Annotated in this window: 15 protein-coding genes; 3 read left to right on the forward strand and 12 right to left on the reverse strand. The window is 68.7% G+C overall.

Annotated elements, in window-relative coordinates:
- Position 1: 1 nt before the first annotated feature.
- Positions 2–826 (reverse strand): isoprenyl transferase, encoded by an 825-nt coding sequence (locus BLQ39_RS12975; RefSeq protein WP_092324543.1) that lies wholly within the window; start codon positions 824–826, stop codon positions 2–4.
- Positions 823–1,545, reverse strand: coding sequence for a DNA repair protein RecO (recO, locus tag BLQ39_RS12980; RefSeq protein ID WP_092324545.1), 723 nt, complete (start codon positions 1,543–1,545; stop codon positions 823–825). The genes BLQ39_RS12975 and recO overlap by 4 nt, the downstream gene beginning before the upstream one ends.
- 78 nt (positions 1,546–1,623) lie before the next feature.
- Between recO and BLQ39_RS12985 the strand changes: the two genes are divergently transcribed.
- Together BLQ39_RS12985 and BLQ39_RS12990 are read left to right on the forward strand one after the other, a co-directional pair.
- Entirely contained in the window at positions 1,624–2,346 is a 723-nt protein-coding gene (locus BLQ39_RS12985) for a trimeric intracellular cation channel family protein (protein ID WP_092324547.1), read from the forward strand.
- A 55-nt stretch (positions 2,347–2,401) separates the two neighbouring features.
- Positions 2,402–3,784, forward strand: coding sequence for a DHA2 family efflux MFS transporter permease subunit (locus BLQ39_RS12990; protein WP_092324590.1), 1,383 nt, complete (start codon positions 2,402–2,404; stop codon positions 3,782–3,784).
- An 11-nt stretch (positions 3,785–3,795) separates the two neighbouring features.
- Here BLQ39_RS12990 and BLQ39_RS12995 read toward each other — a convergent pair whose 3' ends face one another.
- Positions 3,796–4,164 (reverse strand): nuclear transport factor 2 family protein, encoded by a 369-nt coding sequence (locus BLQ39_RS12995; protein WP_092324549.1) that lies wholly within the window; start codon positions 4,162–4,164, stop codon positions 3,796–3,798.
- Positions 4,165–4,269: 105 nt separating this feature from the next.
- Here BLQ39_RS12995 and BLQ39_RS13000 point away from each other — a divergent pair, with 105 nt between their 5' ends.
- Positions 4,270–4,947, forward strand: coding sequence for a hypothetical protein (locus tag BLQ39_RS13000; protein ID WP_198417075.1), 678 nt, complete (start codon positions 4,270–4,272; stop codon positions 4,945–4,947).
- Between the two features lie 118 nt (positions 4,948–5,065).
- Here the strand turns inward: BLQ39_RS13000 and leuA are convergent, their stop codons facing one another.
- The 9 genes from leuA to hrcA all read right to left on the reverse strand — a co-directional run bounded on the left by leuA (position 5,066) and on the right by hrcA (position 14,189).
- Positions 5,066–6,832, reverse strand: coding sequence for a 2-isopropylmalate synthase (gene leuA, locus BLQ39_RS13005; protein ID WP_092324550.1), 1,767 nt, complete (start codon positions 6,830–6,832; stop codon positions 5,066–5,068).
- A 239-nt stretch (positions 6,833–7,071) separates the two neighbouring features.
- Positions 7,072–7,974, reverse strand: a complete 903-nt coding sequence (gene era / locus BLQ39_RS13010; protein ID WP_092324593.1) for a GTPase Era — start codon at positions 7,972–7,974, stop codon at positions 7,072–7,074.
- The gene (locus BLQ39_RS13015) at positions 7,967–9,286 is read right to left on the reverse strand and encodes a hemolysin family protein (RefSeq protein ID WP_092324552.1); all 1,320 of its coding nucleotides are present in this window, start codon (positions 9,284–9,286) and stop codon (positions 7,967–7,969) included. The genes era and BLQ39_RS13015 overlap by 8 nt, the downstream gene beginning before the upstream one ends.
- Positions 9,286–9,750: an rRNA maturation RNase YbeY gene (gene ybeY, locus BLQ39_RS13020; protein WP_092324554.1), complete on the reverse strand. Its 465-nt coding sequence runs from the start codon at positions 9,748–9,750 to the stop codon at positions 9,286–9,288. Before ybeY ends, BLQ39_RS13015 begins: the two co-directional genes overlap by 1 nt.
- On the reverse strand, positions 9,747–10,784 hold the full coding sequence (locus BLQ39_RS13025; RefSeq protein WP_092324595.1) for a PhoH family protein: 1,038 nt from the start codon (positions 10,782–10,784) through the stop codon (positions 9,747–9,749). Before BLQ39_RS13025 ends, ybeY begins: the two co-directional genes overlap by 4 nt.
- Positions 10,785–10,821: 37 nt before the next feature.
- Positions 10,822–11,184, reverse strand: a complete 363-nt coding sequence (locus BLQ39_RS13030; RefSeq protein ID WP_092324555.1) for an HIT domain-containing protein — start codon at positions 11,182–11,184, stop codon at positions 10,822–10,824.
- Positions 11,185–11,203: 19 nt separating this feature from the next.
- Positions 11,204–11,944: a 16S rRNA (uracil(1498)-N(3))-methyltransferase gene (locus BLQ39_RS13035; protein WP_092324557.1), complete on the reverse strand. Its 741-nt coding sequence runs from the start codon at positions 11,942–11,944 to the stop codon at positions 11,204–11,206.
- A 10-nt stretch (positions 11,945–11,954) separates the two neighbouring features.
- A complete protein-coding gene (gene dnaJ / locus BLQ39_RS13040) occupies positions 11,955–13,061 on the reverse strand; it encodes a molecular chaperone DnaJ (RefSeq protein ID WP_092324558.1) in 1,107 nt (368 codons plus the stop codon).
- 105 nt (positions 13,062–13,166) lie between these two features.
- Entirely contained in the window at positions 13,167–14,189 is a 1,023-nt protein-coding gene (hrcA, locus tag BLQ39_RS13045; RefSeq protein ID WP_092324560.1) for a heat-inducible transcriptional repressor HrcA, read from the reverse strand.
- Between the last annotated feature and the right edge of the window lie 27 nt (positions 14,190–14,216).

Here is a 14,216-nt window from a genome sequence, read left to right on the forward strand (position 1 = left end):
CTCAGGTGGCGGGCGTGTCGACGGCGCCGCCGTAGCGGCGGTTCCGTGAGGCGTACAGCTCGATGGCCTGCCAGAGGTCGGCGCGGGTGAAGTCCGGCCAGAGCGTGTCGAGGAAGACCATTTCGGCGTACGCGCTCTGCCAGAGCAGGAAGTTGCTGGTGCGCTGCTCGCCGGAGCTCCGCACGAACAGGTCCACGTCGGGCAGGTCCGCGGTGTACAGGTGCCGCTGGATGGCCTTCTCGGTGATGCCGGACGGCTTCAGCCTGCCCGCGGCGACGTCCTCGGCGAGGGCGCGCACGGCATCCGTGATCTCGGTGCGGCCGCCGTAGTTCACGCACATGGTGAGCGTGAGCACGTCGTTGCCGGCGGTGAGCCTCTCGGCATACTGCAGTTCGTTGATGACGGATGCCCAGAGCCGGGGCTTCCGGCCGGCCCACCGCACGCGCACCCCCCACTCGTTCAGCTGATCCCGGCGGCGGTGCAGCACGTCCCGGTTGAAGCCCATCAGGAAGCGGACCTCGTCGGGCGAGCGCTTCCAGTTCTCGGTGGAGAACGCGTAGACGCTGAGCTGCTTCACGCCGATCTGGATGGCCCCGGCGACGACGTCGAGCAGCGCCGCCTCCCCCGCCTTGTGCCCCTCGACGCGGGGCAGGCCGCGGGCGTTGGCCCAGCGGCCGTTGCCGTCCATGACGACGGCGACGTGCCCGGGAACGGCCCCGGACGGCAGCGACGAAGGGTACAGGCCCGTCCAGTCGAGCGGTTTGAAGGGGACGGCGTCTTTGTGGGTGAACGGTTTGGGGCCGCGGCTGAACGGGTTCAGGGTCATTTGCTGACATGCTCCAGTGATCGGAGGCCGCGTTCCAGGTGGAACTGCGTGTACGCGGCGACGACGCCGGTGGCCTGGGCCTGGGTGCGCTCGGGTGTGGCCTTCGCGTGCTCCCAGTCTCCGGTGAGCAGGGCGCTCAGGAGGGCGACCGCCTCGACGTCGAGGCGCGGCGACCCGGGCGGAGCGCAGTCATCGCAGACGATGCCGCCCAGTTGCACGACGACGGCGGAATGGTCGCCGACCGTGCCGCACCGCGCGCAGTCCTGGAAGCTCGGCGCCCAACCGGCCATCGACAGGGCTCGGAGCAGGTACGAGTCGAGGGTGAGGCCGGCGCCGTGCTCGCGACGCGACAGCGAGCGGAGCGCGCCGACGAGCAGCAGGTACTGCTGCAGGGAGCCTTCGGACTCGGTGAGTTTGTCGGCGGTTTCGACCATCACGCTGGCCGCGGTGTAGCTGGGGTAGTCCGCCGTGATCAGGGCACCGTAGGAACCGAGCGACTCCGCCTGGGTGATGATGTCGAGGCTGCGGCCCTCATACAACTGCACGTCGGCGACCATGAATGGTTCGAGCCGGGCGCCGAATTTCGACGCTGTGCGCCGGACCCCCTTGGCGACGGCCCTGACCTTGCCGTGCTGCCGGGTGAGCAGGGTGACGATGCGGTCGGCTTCACCCAGTTTGTGGGTGCGCAGCACGACGGCTTCATCACGGTAGACAGGCACGGGGCAATTCTCCCACTATCGGCCGGGGAGCGGGTGAAGGGCGCGGTCGGCGGGCTCGTTGCGTGGTACTAGTTGTTAGTGCCCTCCACCCTTTTCACGATTCCCCTCTGGCTCGACCTTGCCGCCGTCGGGATCGGGGCGATCCAGGGCGCCATGTTCGCCGGCCGTTTCAAGGACGCCCGGTTCGACCTGCTCGGCGTAGCCCTGATCGGCGTCGTGGTCGGCCTGGGCGGCGGACTCCTGCGCGACATCTTCCTCGGCGGCGTTCCGGCCGCGCTGCTGAGCAATTGGTACCTCCCGGTGGCGACCGGCGCTGCGCTCCTCGGCATGCTGCTGCAGAGCCACTTCAACCGTCTGGGCCCACTGATCATCGGGCTCGACGCTGTGACGATTGGGCTGTTCGGCGCCATCGGCACCTCGAAGGCGCTCGCCGCCGGTCTCCCCGAGGTCCCCTCCCTCTTCGTCGGCGTGGTCTCGGCCGTCGGCGGTTCGGCCGTGCGGGACATGATGCTCAACGTGCCCATCGCGGTCATGCACGTCGGCTCGCACTACGCGGTTGCCGCGGGAGTCGGCAGCGGCCTGCTCGTCATGCTCTTCCTGCTGGATGTGCCGATCACGATCGCCGGGATCGTCTGCGTTGTCGCGACCACCGTCATCCGGGTGCTCTCGGCGCGGTACGGATGGAGCCTCCCGCAGCAGCGGGCGATCGGCAGCTGGCCGCGGTGGCGCCGCACGGACGGCCGCACGGAGGGCCGCCCGGCGCCGCGCGCGGCGGGCCGCCGCTGGCGCTGGGGCCCCTAGCCAGGTCGACCGAATACGGGTGTCGTTCGGCCCGGAGGAGGCATACGCTGTGCGTGTGACCAGAGCCCAGCGGGTGCTTCTCGTCGCCATCATCGTCACCTTCGTGGCGTTCCTCGATGGCGCGGTCATCAACGTCGCGCTGCCGGCCATGCGCGAGGACCTGGGCGGCGGACTCGCGTTGCAGCAGTGGGTCGTCGACGGCTACCTGATCACGCTGGGCGCATTCATCCTGATCGCCGGATCCCTGTCGGACTCGTTCGGCCGGATGCGGATTATGCGCATCGGCCTTTACGGCTTCGGGGCCACCTCCCTGCTCTGCGCGGTCGCCCCGACGGCGCTGGTGCTCGTCATCGCCCGTATCCTGCAGGGCGCGGCCGGGGCCCTGCTCGTGCCGAGTTCGCTCGCGCTGATCATCTCGACGTTCGCCCCGTCCGAACAGGGCAAGGCCATCGGCAAGTGGACGGCGTGGACGACCGCCGCGTTCGTCGTCGGGCCGCTCGTCGGCGGCATGCTCGTCGACGCGGCATCCTGGCGGCTCATCTTCGCGATCAATGTGCTGCCGATAGCGGTTGCCTTGTGGCTGCTTGCGGGCCTGGGCACCGACGCGCCCAATCCGGCCCGGCCGCGCGTCGACGTCGTGGGCGCCATCCTCGGCGTACTGGGCCTCGGCGGCCCCGTCTTCGCCCTGATCGAACAGGGACGCCTGGGCTGGTCGAGCCCGGCCATCTACCTGCCGTTCGTGCTCGGGATTGCCTGCTTCGCCGCCTTCCTCTGGTGGGAGAACCGCTGCGACGATCCGATGATGCCGCTCGAAATGTTCACCGTGCGCAACTTCGGCATGGGCAACATCGCCACCGTCTTCATTTATGCGGCGTTCACCTTCGGTCCTTTCGTGCTCACGGTGTTCCTGCAGGAGGTCGGCGGGTACACCGCGCTTGCGGCCGGCGTGGCCACACTGCCCGCGGTGGTGCTGCTGATCCTGCTCGCCTCCTGGTTCGGCGCCCGGGCCGATCGGATCGGGCCGCGCCTGTTCATGACGGTCGGCCCGCTCGTCTGCGCGGTCGGCTTTCTCCTCACCCTGACCATGACCTCGGAGGCCGCCTATTGGACGCAGGTCCTGCCCGGTATCTCCGTCTTCGGCCTCGGCATGGCCATCACGGTCGCTCCCCTGACCACGGCGATCCTGGGCGCCGTCGACCCGGCCAGGGCGGGCATCGGCTCTGCCATCAACAATGCCGTCGCCCGGGTCGCCGGGCTCATCGCGGTCGCCTGCACGGGAATCATCGTCGGTTCGGCGCTCGACCTGAACGGCTACCTGCGGGCGGCGATGGTCACTTCGGCGCTCCTGGTGGTGGGCGGCCTCGTCTCCCTGGCGGGCATCCGCAATCCCACGCTGACCGGTGCGGGGTCGGCGGTGTCGGCGGAGCCCACCCCGTAAATCCGGTTCGCCTACGCAGCCGAGTCGGGCTCTTCCATCCACCACTCCGTGAACTCGTTCGCCCGGCCGTCCGGAGCCAGCCGGATTACCCAGAGGTTCCGGTAGCTCGGCCCGTCGCGGTAGACCGTCGTCGCCAGGACGACGGCTACATCGTCGGTGATCGCCAGTGGCGCCCAGCGGAACGAGGTCTCCCCCGGTTCGTCGGCGGCGAACAGCCACTCGGCGACGATGGCATCCTGCCCGACCCAGGGGTCGGCGTAGGGCTCGGTTCGGTACACGGCCCGCTCGGTGAACAGCGCCCGGATGTCCCCTGGCCGGTTTGATTCCCAGGCGCGGCGGTAACCGTCAATCCACGAGGCAAGCGCCGCTAGTTCAGCCATGGCACTGTTCTACCCCGTGAGGGCCTCGGCGGACAGGCCACTGGTATTTCATCCCCTGCGGGGTGAGACTGGAAGGCAACGGTTCACGTCTCATGGAGGTTCCTCATGACACAACACTCGGCCGGCGCGCCGGAGCTGATGCCGGTGCTTTCCCGAGGGAAGCACCGCACCCCGCGGAGCGGCGGATGCTTCATGGAATTCGCGTCCTACCTCGCAGGCGAATCCTGGAGCGACCATCCGGCCTGCACGCACCCGACGCTCGCGTCGATGGCGAGGATGGTGAACGACTGCACCTCCGACGCGGCCCGGTCCCGGCTGACGAGCCTGATTCCGTCCGTCATCGGCCTGCGCGGCGACGACCCGCGAGTCGAGTTGCTTGTCGCCCTGCGCGCGGCAACCCAGGCACTGCCGGTCGCCAGCATGGAGCGCCAGCGTGCCCTGGCGGTGGGCATCCTCACCTGCGAACGCAACCTCGCCGGGATGGACGCCGGGTCTTCGGCGAACGTCACGGAACAGGTCAGGGAGGCCTTCCGGCGGGCGCCGGACACCGAGCGCTGGGCGCGGGACTTCATCGGGTTCGTCGGCTCCCGGCCCCGCTCGAAATTCACCACCCACAGTGCCGAGTCGATCCTGCGCATTTCCGTTCCGGGCATCGCGGAGGCCTGCGTGCCCGACACGGACGCGCGCCTGTACGACCTCCTCGCCCGGGCCATCGAAGATTGCACCCGCATCCTCGGGGCGCCGGCGACGGCTCGCTCCGCGTCGGTCCCGGTCCTGCGCTGACAACCGCTGACAAACGCTGAAAAACGCTGACAACGACGGGGCGGGGCCGGCTGGTGATCCAGCCGGCCCCGCCCCGCAACCGGTCCCGGTCCCGTGCCCTGTCGCGGGCGGTGCTGTCCTAGGCCGTGGCGAGTTCGCGGTTGCCGACCTCGGCACGAACGCCGCGGTTGACCGCCGACACGACCGACTTCAGCGACGCGGTGGAGATGTCAGCGTCGATTCCCACTCCCCAGTAGCGCTTGCCGTTGACGTCGAGTTCGACGTAGGCGGCAGCGAGGGCGTCCCCGCCGGCCGACATGGCGTGCTCGACGTAGTCATAAAGCGTGATCTCGATGCCCCGCTCCGCCATCACGCCGAGGAACGCCGCGATCGGGCCGTTGCCCGACCCGGTCGCATTGGCCACGGAGTCGTCGTCGCGCAGGTCGACCGTGAGCTCGACCGTGCCGGACAGGTCGCTGGCGGTGCGGGTCGAGTAGAGCTCGAACCGCCCCCACTTGGCATCCGGGTTGGACCGCTTCGCCGGCAGGTACTCGTCGTTGAAGATGTCCCAGATCTGCTCGCTCGTCACCTCGCCGCCCTCGGCGTCGGTCTTGGCCTGGACGACGCCGGAGAATTCGATCTGCAGCTTGCGCGGCAGGTCGAGGGCGTGGTCGGTCTTCAGCAGGTAGGCCACGCCGCCCTTGCCGGACTGCGAGTTGACGCGGATGACGGCCTCGTAGCTGCGGCCGAGGTCCTTCGGGTCGATCGGCAGGTAGGGCACGGCCCACGCCAGCTCGTCAACGGAGCGGCCCTGCGCCGCGGCATCCGCGGCCATCGCCTCGAAGCCCTTCTTGATGGCGTCCTGGTGTGAACCGCTGAAGGCGGTGAACACGAGGTCGCCCGCCCACGGGCTGCGCTCGGGCACGGGCAGCTGGTTGCAGTATTCAGCCGTGCGCTTGATCTCGTCGATATTGCCGAAGTCGATCTGCGGGTCGATGCCCTGCGTGAACATGTTGATGCCGAGGGCGACGAGGTCGACGTTGCCGGTGCGCTCGCCGTTGCCGAACAGGCAGCCCTCGATGCGGTCGGCCCCGGCCAGGTAGCCGAGCTCCGCTGCGGCGATCGCGGTGCCGCGGTCGTTGTGCGGGTGCAGCGACAGGATGATGTTCTCGCGGTGGGCGAGGTGACGGGACATCCACTCGATCGAGTCCGCGTAGACGTTCGGGGTGGCCATTTCGACGGTAGCGGGCAGGTTGATGATGACCTTGCGCTCCGGCGTCGGCTCGAGGATCTCGATGACCTGGTTGCACACGTCTACCGCGAACTCGAGCTCCGTGCCGGTGTAGCTCTCCGGCGAGTACTCGTAGTAGACGGTCGTTCCCGGGATAGTCGCCTCGGCCGCGCGGCAGAGGCGCGCGCCGGACAGGGCGATGTCGGTGATGCCCTGCTTGTCCTGGCGGAAGACGACCTCGCGCTGCAACACACTCGTGGAGTTGTAGAAGTGCACGATGGCCTGCTTCGCCCCTGCGATGGACTCGTAGGTGCGGTGGATCAGGTGCTCGCGAGCCTGGGTGAGCACCTGGATGGTCACGTCATCCGGGATGGCGTCGTCTTCGATCAGGCTGCGCACGAAGTCGAAGTCGGTCTGGCTGGCGGACGGGAAGCCGACCTCGATCTCCTTGTAGCCCATCCGGACCAGCAGGTCGAACATGATGCGCTTGCGCTCGGGGCTCATCGGGTCGATGAGTGCCTGGTTGCCGTCGCGCAGGTCGACCGCGCACCAGCGCGGGGCCTGAACGATGTGCCTGTCCGGCCAGGTGCGGTCGGGCAGCGAGACCCGGAACTGCTCGTGGTACGGACGGTACTTGTGGATCGGCATGGCCGATGCGGTCTGGTTGTTCTTCATGATCCCTGATCTCCTCGCGAATGGTGGTCAGCCCACGACAGACTCCGCGACGAGTGAGGCCTCAGATTAGGTCTCGTCGCGGCAGCTAAGGAGGAGCACACCGAACAGCACCATTTCAGGCTAGCACCGTTCGCCGGCCAACGGATGCCAGCCGCGAGAATCGTCGTTTCCGCCGAGAGTCGCCGTTGGACCGGCGATTCTCGGCGGAAACGGCGACTCTGGGCGAGCGGCCGGGACGGCTAGAAGCCGAGGCGGCCGAGCTGCTTCGCGTCGCGCTGCCACTCCTTGGCGACCTTGACCCGGAGCGAGAGGAAGACCCGCTTGCCGACGAGCGGTTCGATCTGCTTGCGGGCGCGCACGCCGACATCCTTCAGCCGGCTGCCCGACTTTCCGATGATGATGCCCTTCTGGCTGTCCCGTTCGACGAACAGGTTGGCGTAGATCTCGACCAGCTCCTGGTCGTCGCGCTCGATCATGTCGTCGATGGTCACGGCGATGGAGTGCGGCAGCTCGTCGGTGACGCCCTCGAGCGCGGCCTCGCGGATGTACTCCGAGATGCGCGACTCCAGGGTCTCGTCGGTCACCGTGTCCGCCGGGTACAGCGGGGCATCGGCGGTCGGCAGCAGACGCAGGAGCTCGGCGCTGAGTACGTCGAGCTGGATGCGGCTCTGGGAGGAGATCGGCACGATCGCCTCCCAATCCCGCAGCTGCGACACCGCCAGGAGCTGCGCGGCCACGTTGGTCTTGGACGAGGCGTCGATTTTGGTGACGATGGCCACCTTCTTCGCGCGCGGGAAGGAATCCAGCTGCTCGTTGATGAACCGGTCGCCCGGGCCGATCGGCTCGTTGGCCGGGATGCACAGCCCCACGACGTCGACCCCGGCCAGCGTGGTCTGCACGAGGCTGTTCAGACGTTCGCCGAGCAGCGTGCGCGGCCGGTGGATGCCCGGGGTGTCGACCAGGATCAGCTGCCCGTTCTTCTGGTGCACGATGCCGCGGATGGCGCGGCGCGTGGTCTGCGGCTTCGACGAGGTGATCGCGACCTTCTCCCCCACCAGTGCGTTCGTCAGCGTGGACTTGCCGACGTTCGGCCTGCCCACGAAGGACACGAATCCCGCTCGGTACGCGTCTTCTTTAGCCATGGCCATTTGCTCCTTCATCGTCCGACATTCCCAGGAATGCGGTCTGCGCATCAATCAGCGCTTCGTCTCGTTCCACCAGCACGGTGCTAATTCTCTTGCGTCGGCCCTCGGTGCGCTCGGCGGTGAGCACCAGGCCGCTCACCGAGGCGACGGATCCGGCGACCGGCAGGCGTCCGAGCGTCTTCGCCAGCAGCCCGCCCACCGAGTCGACGTCGTCGTCGTCCAGGTCGAGGTCGAACAGTTCGCCGAGCTCGTCGACGGGAAGCCGCGCGGCCACCCGGAAGCGTCCGCCGCCGAGGTCCTCGACCTCCACGACGTCCCGGTCGTACTCGTCGGAGATGTCGCCGACGAGTTCCTCGATCAGGTCCTCCAGGGTGACCAGGCCGGCGATGCCGCCGTACTCGTCGACCACCATCGCAAGGTGGTTGGACTCCAGCTGCATCTGGCGCAGCAGGTCGTCGGCCTTCTTCGATTCGGGCACGAAGACGGCGGGCCGGGCCAGTTCGCCCACGGTCAGCTGCTCCACGTTCAACGGCCGCTCATAGACGAGCCTGGCCACATCGCGCAGGTACAGGATGCCGGTGACGTCGTCGACCTCGCCGTCGACGACGGGCACCCGGGAGTAGCCCTTGCTCAGGAAGATGCCCATGGCGGCGCCGATGGACGCGCCGGCGTCGATGGTCACCATGTCGGTGCGCGGGATCATCACCTCGCGCACGACGGTGTCGTTGAACTCGAAGATCGAGTGGATGAGTTCCCGGTCCTCCTCCTCCAGCACGTCGAGTTCGGTGGCCTCGTCCACCATGCTCAGCAGCTGGTTCTCCGAGGTGAAGGTGGCGAGGCGGGTGCGGCCGGGTGTCACCCGGTTGCCCAGCGCGACCAGGGCGTTCGCGATCGGACCGAGCAGCACCCGGACGAAGTGCACCAGCGGCGCCGTGCCGGCCAGGAGGCTCGTCGGGTGTGCGCGGCCCACGCTGCGCGGGCTGGCACCGACGAGCACGAAGGACACGGCCGTCATGATCAGGGCGGAGAGCAGAAGCGCCAGCCACAACTCCTCGATGGAGGTGGCGAAGACGAGGGTCACGAGCACTGCGGCGGTCGTCTCGGCGATGATGCGCACGAAATTGAGGGCGTTGAGGTGGGCGCCGGTGTCCCGCGCGATCGCCTGGAGGGAGCGCTTGGCGCGCGAGGTGTCGGCCAGGTCGAAGATGTCCGCCCGGGATTGCGCGGTGATGGCGGCGTCCACGGCGGCCATCAGCCCGCCGAACGCCACCAGCAGGATCGCCGCCGTGACAAACCACCCGATCATCATCAACCGCGCGTGCGTTCCTGCAGGGTGAAACCGATCAGGATGTCCCGCTGGATGCCGAACATCTCTTTTTCCTCGGCCGGCTCGGCGTGGTCGAACCCGAGCAGGTGCAGCACGCCGTGGGTCGTCAGCAGGAGCAGTTCCTCGAGGGTGGAGTGCCCGGCGGTCTCCGCCTGGGCCTGGGCCACCTGCGGGCAGAGCACGATGTCGCCGAGTAGTCCGGGCGGCGTCTCGTTGTCCTCCGTGCCCGGGCGCAGCTCGTCCATCGGGAAGCTGAGCACGTCGGTCGGGCCGGGCTCGTCCATCCACTGCACGTGGAGCTGCTCCATGGCGCCCTCGTCCACGAGCACGATCGCGAGCTCGGCATCCGCGTGCACGTGCATCGCGTCGAGCGCGTACGCGGCCAGCCGGAGGATGGCGGCCTCGTCGACTCGGATGTTCGACTCGTTATTGATTTCGATGCTCAACTGGGTCTCCGTTTCGGAAGGCGATCACGCGGGCCGGCGGAGCGCGGGGTGGCACGGGCGGCGAATTCGCGCGCCTGGTCGCTTTCGTAGCGCTGGGCCTGCTTCTGCGCGTCGTATTCGGTGTACGCGTCGACGATGCGTCCCACGAGGGAGTGCCGCACGACATCCGCGCTGGTCAGCTGCACGAAGTGGATGTCGTCGAGATTGTCGAGCACACGGCTGACGAGCTTGAGGCCGCTCGCACCGGCGGGCAGGTCGACCTGGGTCACGTCACCGGTGATGACCATCCGGGAGCCGAAGCCGAGCCGGGTGAGGAACATCTTCATCTGTTCCGGCGTGGTGTTCTGGGCCTCGTCGAGCACGACGAAGGATGAGTTGAGCGTGCGCCCGCGCATGTACGCGAGCGGGGCAACCTCGATCGTGCCGGCCGCGAGGAGCTTGGGGACGAGCTCGGGGTCCATCATCTCGAAGAGGGCGTCGTAGAGCGGCCGGAGGTACGGGTCGATCTTCTCGGTGAGGGTGCCCGGCAGGAAGCCCAGGCGTTCACCGGCCTCGACTGCCGGGCGGGTGAGGATGATCCGGTCGACCTCCTTGCGCTGCAGCGCCTGCACGGCCTTGGCCATCGCAAGGTAGGTCTTGCCGGTTCCGGCCGGGCCGATTCCGAAGGTGATGGTGTTCTCGTCGATCGCGTCGACGTAGTGCTTCTGGCCGAGGGTCTTCGGGCGGATGCTCTTGCCCCTGGAGCTGAGGATGGCCTGGCCGAGCAGCTCAGACGGGCTCCGGGTGCTGTCGGCGCCGAGCATCCGCGCCGACGTCGAGATCTCCGCCTCGCCGAGGTCGCGGCCGTCGCGGAGCATCAGCTGCAGTTCCTCGATCAGGCGCCGCACGGCTTCGACCTGTGCGGGGTCCCCGGTCAGGGTGATGTCGTTGCCGCGCACGTGCACAGTGACGTCAGGATACTCGTGTTCAATCGTGTCGAGGAACCGATCCTGCGGCCCGAGGAGCCGCACCATGGCGATCCCGTCGACCTGCATCCGGAGCTCTGCGCGTTCGGCGCCGGCCGACGTCGCGTCAGTGGGAGCCAAGCGACCCCTCCTTCAGCTGTCCGCCCATGATGTGGGCGTGCACGTGGAAAACGGTCTGTCCCGCGGACGGGCCGGTGTTGAAGACGAGGCGGAATTCCCCGCCCGTGCGCTCGTCGGCGACCTGCCGGGCCACATCGACGAGTTCGGCCAGCAGGGCGGGTTCGGCCGCGGCGAGTTCGACCACGTTGCGGTACTGCTGCGTCTTGGTCGTGATGACGACGTGCACGGGCGCCTGCGGGTGGATGTCGTTGAAGGCGATGATGCGGTCGGTCTCGGCCACGATCGTCGCCGGGATTTCACGGGCGACGATGCGGCTGAAGATGGACGGTTCTGCGCCGGAGGAAGACATGTCTCTATCTTAAGCGGCGCTACCAGCGGCCGAGCGTCGCGTTCAGGATGGCCACCGCGGCCGGCCCCGCGGTGGAGGTGCGCAGGATGGTGTCGCCGAGGCGCACCCGCGTCGCGCCGGCCGCTTCGAGGATGGCCAGCTCCGACGGGGCGATTCCGCCCTCCGGCCCGACGACGAGCAGGATGTCGCGGTCGTCGGTCGGCGCGGGCACCTCGGTGAGCCGGGCCGAGGCGGTCGGCTCGAGCAGGAGCATCCGCGCGGAGCCGGCCAGGGCGGCCAGCGCTTTCGTACTCGCCAGGCCCTCGACGCTCGGCAGCCAGGGTCGGATCGACTGCTTGCCGGCCTCGCGCACGATGCTGGCCCAGCGCTCACGGCCCCTGGCGATCTTCGCACCCTCCCACCGGGACACCGATCGCGCCGCCGCCCACGGGATCACACCGTCGATACCCAGCTCGGTGGCGGCCTGGACGGCCAGTTCGTCCCGGTCGCCCTTGGCGAGGGCCTGCACGAGCAGGATCCGGGGCCTGGCCGGCGGCGCCACCGTGTTCGTGTCGACGCGGAGGGACAGCTCGGTCGGCTCCGCCGTGACGACGGTGCCGCCGAGGATGAGCCCGGCGCCGTTGCCGAGGAGCAGCTGCTCGCCCGGCCGGATCCGGCTGACCGTGACGGCGTGCCTGGCTTCGCTGCCGCCCACGCGGACGACCGCGCCCGGGGCGCAGTCCTCTGCCCGGAGCGACTCGTCGAGAAAGAAATGCGCCATCAGGCGGCTTCTAGCCGAGGAACCGATCGCGCAGCTTCGCGAACAGTCCCTGCTGGAAGTGGCTGAGCGAGGGTGCGGGCACCTTGTGCCGGGCCGCGAACGCCTCGATCAGCTCGCGCTCCTTGTGGTCGAGCTTGGTCGGGGTGAGAACCTGCACGCCGATCCGGAGGTCGCCGCGGCCGTTTCCGCGCAGCTTGGTCACGCCGCGGTCCTTGATCGTGAGGATCTCCCCGCTTTGCACGCCGGGCCGCAACTGGACCTCGATGTCGCCGTCGAGCGCGGCGACCGTCGTGGTCGTGCCGAGGATCGCGGTGGTCATCGGGATGTCCAGGGTGCAGAGCAGGTCGTCACCGTCGCGGCTGAAGACGTCGTGGTGGCGCACCTTCATTTCGAGGTAGAGGTCGCCGTTGGGGCCGCCGGCCGGGCCGGCCTCGCCGCTGCCGGGCATCTGCAGGCGCAGGCCGGTGTCGACGCCGGCCGGGATGTCGATGGGGACCTTGCGGCGGGCACGCACGCGCCCCTGGCCCTGGCAGGTGACACACGGGGTGGCGATGATGGTGCCGTAGCCGCGGCAGGAGCCGCAGGGGCTCGACGTCATCACATTGCCGAGCAGGGACCGCACGGCCCGCTGGATGTTGCCGGTTCCGTGGCAGATGTCGCAGGTGACCGGGGCCGTTCCCGGCTGGCAGCAGGTGCCGCTGCAGGTGCCGCAGACCACGGCCGTGTCGACCTCGATGTCGCGGTGCGTGCCGAAGATGACCTCGTCGAGGTCGAGCTCGACCCGGAGCAGCGCGTCCTGGCCGCGTTCGCGGCGCGATCGGGGTCCGCGGCTCCCGCCGCCTCCGCCGCCGAAGAAGGTCTCGAAGATGTCGCCGAAGTTGCCGAATTGGCCGTTGTCGAATCCGCCGCCGCCCTGCCCGCCCCGGTCGTACTGCTGGCGCTGTTTCGCGTCGCTCAGCACGTCATAGGCGTGAGTGACCGACTTGAACCGCTCGGACGCGTCGGCCCCCGGGTTCACGTCGGGGTGCAACTGGCGGGCCAGGCGCCGGTAGGCCTTCTTGATCTCGTCGGTGGTGGCATCGCGGGCGACGCCGAGTACTTCGTAATGGTCAGCCAAAGCTGGCTCTCCTTGAATATCTTGGGGGTGAGGTTCTGGAAATGGTGAGGTTCTGGAAATGGTGAGGATCTGGCCGTGGGTTCGCGGGCGGTGCGGGTTCGGGACCTAGTTCTCGCCGAGGAGGCGGGACAGGTACCGGGCGACGGCTCGGACCGCGGCCATGTTGTTGGAGTAGTCCATGCGGGTCGGGCCGAGCACGCCCAGCCGGGCAAGGTCGCCGCCCGGCGAGGTATAGCCGCTCGTGAGCACGGACGTCTCGCCCAGTCCGAACGGCGCGTTCTCGCGCCCGATGCTCACCGAGACGCCGTGCTGGTCGGTGGCCATTTCGCCGAACAGGCGCAGCAGCACGACCTGTTCCTCGATGGCCTCGAGCACCGGGTAGATGCTGCCAGTGAAGTCATGTTCGGTGCGGACCAGGTTGGCCGCGCCGGCCATCACGAGCTTGTCGTGACGGTTCGCGCCGATCTGGTCGCCCAGGGTGGCGGTGATCGGGCCGACGACATCCTCGAGGTCCCGTGGGACCAGCCCTTCCGGGCCGGACAGCGCCGTTGCCGCCTCGCTCATGCTCAGGCCGGACACGGCGGAGTTGAGCCGGGCGCGCACATCGCCGAGCTGCTGTTCGTCGAGGGCGCGAGGCAGCTCGATCACTCTCTGTTCGACCCGGCCGGAGTCCGTGATGAGCACGGACAGGATGCGGGTGCCGCCCAGGGGAACGAGTTCGATGTGGCGCACCCTGGCGCGGGACAGGGACGGATACTGCACCAGGGCGACCTGGTGGGTGAGCTGGGAGAGCAGCCTGACGCTCCGGGCCAGAACCTCGTCGAGGTCGGCGGACTCGCCCAGGAAGGTCTCGATGGCCCCTCGCGCAGCCGCGGACAGCGGTCGCAGGTCGGCCAGGTGGTCGACGAAGACCCGGTAGCCCTTGTCGGTGGGGATGCGCCCGGACGAGGTGTGCGGGGCGACGATCAGCTCTTCCTCCTCGAGGAGGGCCATGTCGTTGCGGATCGTCGCGGCAGACACACCAAAGGAGTGCCGATCGACGATGGTCTTCGACCCGACAGGTTCCCGTGAAGCGACGTAGTCCTGCACGATGACCCGCAGGACCTCGAGGCTGCGATCAGATACCATGACGGGTCGCTTCCCTCTCCGCTCGTG

Origin of the sequence: Cryobacterium psychrotolerans, from assembly GCF_900101115.1 — a bacterium.
Taxonomy (GTDB): Bacteria; Actinomycetota; Actinomycetes; order Actinomycetales; family Microbacteriaceae; genus Cryobacterium; species Cryobacterium psychrotolerans.

Bases quoted from the DNA above. Each gene is read 5' to 3' on its own strand.
- BLQ39_RS13015 (WP_092324552.1), bottom strand. From the start codon at position 9,286: ATGATGATCGGGTGGTTTGTCACGGCGGCGATCCTGCTGGTGGCGTTC.
- era (WP_092324593.1), bottom strand. From the start codon at position 7,974: ATGGCTAAAGAAGACGCGTACCGAGCGGGATTCGTGTCCTTCGTGGGC.
- BLQ39_RS13000 (WP_198417075.1), top strand. From the start codon at position 4,270: ATGACACAACACTCGGCCGGCGCGCCGGAGCTGATGCCGGTGCTTTCC.
- BLQ39_RS13030 (WP_092324555.1), bottom strand. From the start codon at position 11,184: ATGTCTTCCTCCGGCGCAGAACCGTCCATCTTCAGCCGCATCGTCGCC.
- BLQ39_RS13035 (WP_092324557.1), bottom strand. From the start codon at position 11,944: ATGGCGCATTTCTTTCTCGACGAGTCGCTCCGGGCAGAGGACTGCGCC.
- hrcA (WP_092324560.1), bottom strand. From the start codon at position 14,189: ATGGTATCTGATCGCAGCCTCGAGGTCCTGCGGGTCATCGTGCAGGAC.
- BLQ39_RS13025 (WP_092324595.1), bottom strand. From the start codon at position 10,784: ATGCAGGTCGACGGGATCGCCATGGTGCGGCTCCTCGGGCCGCAGGAT.
- leuA (WP_092324550.1), bottom strand. From the start codon at position 6,832: ATGAAGAACAACCAGACCGCATCGGCCATGCCGATCCACAAGTACCGT.
- BLQ39_RS12975 (WP_092324543.1), bottom strand. From the start codon at position 826: ATGACCCTGAACCCGTTCAGCCGCGGCCCCAAACCGTTCACCCACAAA.
- BLQ39_RS12995 (WP_092324549.1), bottom strand. From the start codon at position 4,164: ATGGCTGAACTAGCGGCGCTTGCCTCGTGGATTGACGGTTACCGCCGC.